5 protein-coding genes and 1 pseudogene are annotated in these 4,145 nt (G+C 62.7%); all 6 read right to left on the bottom strand.

Features of this window, described 5'->3' with window-relative positions; all coding sequences use genetic code 11:
* Positions 1-248: 248 nt before the first annotated feature.
* The gene (locus tag ACYVDE_RS16205; protein WP_460502585.1) at positions 249-1,172 is read right to left on the bottom strand and encodes a radical SAM protein; all 924 of its coding nucleotides are present in this window, start codon (positions 1,170-1,172) and stop codon (positions 249-251) included.
* A 142-nt stretch (positions 1,173-1,314) separates the two neighbouring features.
* Positions 1,315-2,061 carry an ABC transporter ATP-binding protein gene (locus ACYVDE_RS16200; RefSeq protein WP_460502584.1) on the bottom strand — a complete coding sequence of 249 codons (747 nt, stop codon included), beginning with the start codon at positions 2,059-2,061 and terminating at the stop codon, positions 1,315-1,317.
* Positions 2,058-2,711 carry a hypothetical protein gene (locus ACYVDE_RS16195; protein ID WP_460502583.1) on the bottom strand — a complete coding sequence of 218 codons (654 nt, stop codon included), beginning with the start codon at positions 2,709-2,711 and terminating at the stop codon, positions 2,058-2,060. The genes ACYVDE_RS16200 and ACYVDE_RS16195 overlap by 4 nt, the downstream gene beginning before the upstream one ends.
* Positions 2,704-3,324 carry a hypothetical protein gene (locus ACYVDE_RS16190; protein WP_460502582.1) on the bottom strand — a complete coding sequence of 207 codons (621 nt, stop codon included), beginning with the start codon at positions 3,322-3,324 and terminating at the stop codon, positions 2,704-2,706. Before ACYVDE_RS16190 ends, ACYVDE_RS16195 begins: the two co-directional genes overlap by 8 nt.
* Positions 3,325-3,529: 205 nt before the next feature.
* The gene (locus ACYVDE_RS16185; protein ID WP_460502581.1) at positions 3,530-3,931 is read right to left on the bottom strand and encodes an ABC transporter permease; all 402 of its coding nucleotides are present in this window, start codon (positions 3,929-3,931) and stop codon (positions 3,530-3,532) included.
* A pseudogene (locus ACYVDE_RS16180) lies at positions 3,921-4,145 on the bottom strand (ABC transporter permease subunit); the annotation flags it as partial. The gene ACYVDE_RS16185 and the pseudogene ACYVDE_RS16180, both read right to left, overlap by 11 nt.

The raw sequence follows: 4,145 nt of genomic DNA, 5'->3' as shown, positions 1-4,145 counted from the left end.
CAAGGAGCGCTACCGTGCCGGCCTCACCACCTACTTCGAAGTAGTGGACGCCGACCGCCAAACCCTCGACGCGGCCACGCTGCTGACGCAGGCCCAAAGCAACTTGCTGGGCGCCAGCGTGGCGCTGGTGCGGGCGCTGGGCGGCGGCTGGGAATAATGCAGTAGGGTGCGGGGCTTGCCCCCGCCCGTCGTTGAAAGACTTGCGCTTGTATCGTTCAACGACGGGCGGGAGCAAGCCCCGCACCCTACTAGTCGGGTAGCAGGGCAGTTTCGGCGTGCTGCTCGAAAAACTCGTCGCACCAGCGGCACACGTTCTGCAGTTCCTCGCCGCGGGCGAGGGCGTACTCTTCCGACACGCCGATGGACTCGCCCATTTTCCAGGGTTCGCCGGCGTTGAGGGCTTGCATAACCGGGGATTTGGAAGCGCGGAGCAACACGTCGGCGACTTTTTCGGTGCGGGCGTCGCCGAGCGGGAATTTGGTACCGGGGCAGCAGGGGTTGATTTTCCAGAGCTGGATGCTGATTTCCTGGGGCAGGTCGGTGCCGCCCAGGAAGCCTTTGGCGCCCGAGAGGATGGCGCAGAAGTTGTGGCTGGGGTCGCGCAGCCAGATGTCCTTTTCGAGGGCTCGGCCGCGGGCCCAGTTGCCGCCCAGCCACATATCTTCGGAGGCGCCCCAGTAGCCCCAGCTCAGGCGGTGGCCTTCCACGAGCAGGTGGTCTTTTTCGATGAGCGGGTCGTGGTCGTCGCCATTTACGCCGCGGCTTTCGAAGAGGTCGGCCAGGGTCATGAGGCGGGCGCCGGCGTGCTTGTGGTAGCGGTCGATGCTGGCAATGTCGAAGCGCGTCACGCCCTTTTCAATCAGTAAATCGAGGATTTCGGGCGTGAGCAGGTCGCCGTTGGTTTGCAGCATCACTTGGGTGCGGCCCTGGTACTTCTCTTTAATGGCATCGAGGATGAGGTAGAGTTTGGCGCGGTCAGCCACGGGCTCGCCGCCGGAGAGAATGAGGCGGTCGATGCTATCGGGCAGGTTGCGCACGATGCGCAGGCAGTCCTGCGCGCTGATGCGAGTGCCCTGCGGGCCGGAGCTGTTGTAGCAGTGGTCGCACTTATCGTTGCAAAGCTGAGTGAATACCCAGTAAACGGACTCGCAGTGATTGAAATCGGTTTTCATGAATTGGTTTATAACGAATAATTGTCCGTCATGTCGAATGAGGTAGAGACGCGTATTCGCGTCTCATCGTTGAACAGATACCTGCCGCATCGTTCAACGACGCGACGCGAATACGCGTCTCTACATCGTTCAGTACAACGTTCTACCACGGGGCTTTCGCCGTTTGCTGGATGGATTCCCAGAAAGACAGCTCGGCCTGGATATTGGTGCGCGGGTCCTGAATAAATTCGGCTACCGAGGCGAAGCTGGTGAGCACGCCGCGGTCGAGGTAGCCAAAGCGGGTGCCTACGGTGAGGGCCTCGCGGCTGTCGTGCGTCACGAACAGGGAGGTGATGTGATGCTGGCGGCTCACCCGCAGGAAAAGCTGCTGCATGTCGGCACGGGTCTGGGCATCGAGGTTGCCGAAGGGCTCGTCAAGCAGCAGCAGACGCGGACGAATGATGAGCGCCCGGCCAAACGACACCCGCTGCCGCTGCCCGCCCGAGAGCTGGTGCGGCGCCTTCTGGGCGTGGGCGCACAGGTCGAGCTCATCGAGCAGCTCGGTAACCTGCTGGTCGGCCTCGGCCCGCGGCACCTGGCGGATGCGCAGGCCGAAGGCCACGTTTTCGAACACATTCAGGTGCGGAAACAGCAGCGGCTCCTGGTAGAGGTACACCATCTGGCGCTCGTTGGGGGGCACGGGCAGCAGGTTTTGGCCCTGCAGGTCGAGGGTGCCGGCATCGGGCTTTTCGAGGCCGGCCAGGATTTTCAGCAGCGTAGTTTTGCCGCAGCCCGAGCGGCCCAGCACGGCCAGCACCTCTCCCGGGTTCAGGCCAAAGGAGATGTCGCGCAACACCGGCTGGCCGCCGAACTGCTTGGAAAGATGGTCAACTGTTAACAGTTCGCTCATACGGTGGCTCCCTCGCCGTACAGGGCCGCGTCGATGGTCATGCGGCCGGCTTCCGGGCGCACGCCGCCCAGCCACTCGGTGAGACGGTCGACGTAGTTATCGAGGTGGGTGATTTGCTGCACGCCGTGCTCCACGATGGGGTCGAGGGTGGTGGCCAGCAGGGTGCCGCCATACTGGTCAGTTTGCCAGGTGATGACGTCGCCCTCAGCGTTGGTCTGGATGATTTCGGCGCCGGCGGGCACGCGCGTGTACACGCCGTGGGTGTGCCAGCAGGCTTGGCGCGGGGTGAGGCCCTGGTATACGGGGTGCTCGAAGTTGGTGTCCGATACGGGCGGGTTGGTGGGGTCTGTCACCCACCAATAGTTGTTCACGGGCCGGTCCTCCCACTGCGCGTCGAGCCAGGCCGTAGTGGAGTCGCCTTCGAGAAACACCTTCTTGCCGGCGGCCAGAAAGTCGTAAATCACGGCCTGTTTCTCGGTGAGCACCTGCTGGTTCGACTGGAACGGGATGGCCAGCGCATCGAGGCCGGCGAGGGCTTCGGCGTCGAGGTCGTGCACGTAAATCAGGCGGTAGAGGTCGCGGTACTTGGGTGCAGTGGCCATGGCATAGTGCGACCATACGCCGTTGAATAACAAGCCAATCTTAGCCATGCGCGGGAACGGTTGAAGTGGAGAGAAGCCGGAGAAAGTTACGATACAAGGCCACCAACGCCGTGTCGGACTTTCCGGCGTAGGTGACGTCGGCGAGCGGGCCGCTGGCCGTGAGCAACATGCGACCGCGGGTGCTCACCTCGTCGAGCACCACGATGGGGCGTTGCCAGGTATCGGCCAGCAGCACGTCGGCGCCGGGCGCGGCGGCAATGTAGCCGCAGGCCCACCAGCCGCTCATGCCGTGCGAGAAGTTGAGCTGGTCGAGGTCGAGGCCGCGCAGCAGGCCGTGGGGGTCGGGGCCGGGCTGGTAGCGCACGTCCTGGGTGCGACGGGAGTTGTCCATCACCCACTGGTTGCCGGGCACCCAGGCGGTGAAGAAGCCATCGCAGCACATCAGGGCCTTGCCCTCGTCCAGAAAAGCCCGCACCTTGTCCTTGATTTTGAGCATGGCGACGTGGTCGGAGCCATTGGGAATCACCAGCAGGTCGTAAGGCGTCAGGTCGGGGTCGAAATCCTTGGTGACTAGGCAGGTAGTGTACTGCACTAGCTCATTCGACACGTAGTATTTTTCAAGCCCCTGCAGGCCGTTGGATATGAGTAGCGCCTGGAGCATGAGGGCGGGTTGATAGTTTGTTTTCTTGTTAGGAGAGAGAATAGAATGTCATGCTGAGCGTAGTCGAAGCATCTCTCCCACTTCGTTAAACTGGCATTGGTTACTACTGCGGTAGAGATGCTTCGACTGCGCTCAGCATGACGTTTTTACTATTCAGGATGGCTCACTATTTAGTAGATATTACATTCATCTACGAGAAAAACCCTCATTCAGCCTTACGCAGCAGTGCCCGCTTGTTGGCCCACAGCAACAGCGCCGGTGGCAGCAGTAGCAACAGCGACGCCACGGCGGCCAATTGGGCATTGGCCTCGCCCACGTAGGTGAACACCTGCACCGTGAGCGTGCGCACCTTGCCCACGCTAAGCAGATTAGTGAGGCCGAAATCGAACCAGCTCAGCAGGAAGGTTTGGAATAGCGCCGTGCGCAACAGCGGCCACGCCAGCGGCAGCAGCACCCGCCGGAAGGCCTGCCCCGGCGTGCAGCCCAGCGTGCGCGCCAGCTGCTCGTACTCGGTGGCCTGCCGCGTCCAGAAGCTACGCAGCAGCAGCGTGGCGAAGGGCAGCGCAAACAGCAGCACCAGTAGTAGCGTCAGCAGCTTAGAACGCATGGCGGCGAGTAAGGCGAATGAGCACCAGAATCAGCCCCAGCAGCCCCACGGCCACCAGAAAGCCCGCCAGGTAGGCTGCAGGAAGCTCGCGCAGGTCGAAGCGCTGCAGGCGGGTGGCGATGTACACGCTCAGCATCTGCGGGTACGGGCGGCCCAGCAGCAGCGGCAGGTCGTAGGCGCCGAGGGTGGCAATGCCGCTGAGCAGCAGCGTGGG

The organism is Hymenobacter agri, from assembly GCF_054778495.1.
Note: the sequence above shows the minus strand (reverse complement) of the source record. Positions and strands in the feature narration are given on the sequence as shown.

Excerpts from the sequence above, each read along its gene's own strand:
- ACYVDE_RS16205 (WP_460502585.1), bottom strand. The coding sequence starts at position 1,172 with ATGAAAACCGATTTCAATCACTGCGAGTCCGTTTACTGGGTATTCACT.
- ACYVDE_RS16200 (WP_460502584.1), bottom strand. The coding sequence starts at position 2,061 with ATGAGCGAACTGTTAACAGTTGACCATCTTTCCAAGCAGTTCGGCGGC.
- ACYVDE_RS16195 (WP_460502583.1), bottom strand. The coding sequence starts at position 2,711 with ATGGCTAAGATTGGCTTGTTATTCAACGGCGTATGGTCGCACTATGCC.
- ACYVDE_RS16190 (WP_460502582.1), bottom strand. The coding sequence starts at position 3,324 with ATGCTCCAGGCGCTACTCATATCCAACGGCCTGCAGGGGCTTGAAAAA.
- ACYVDE_RS16185 (WP_460502581.1), bottom strand. The coding sequence starts at position 3,931 with ATGCGTTCTAAGCTGCTGACGCTACTACTGGTGCTGCTGTTTGCGCTG.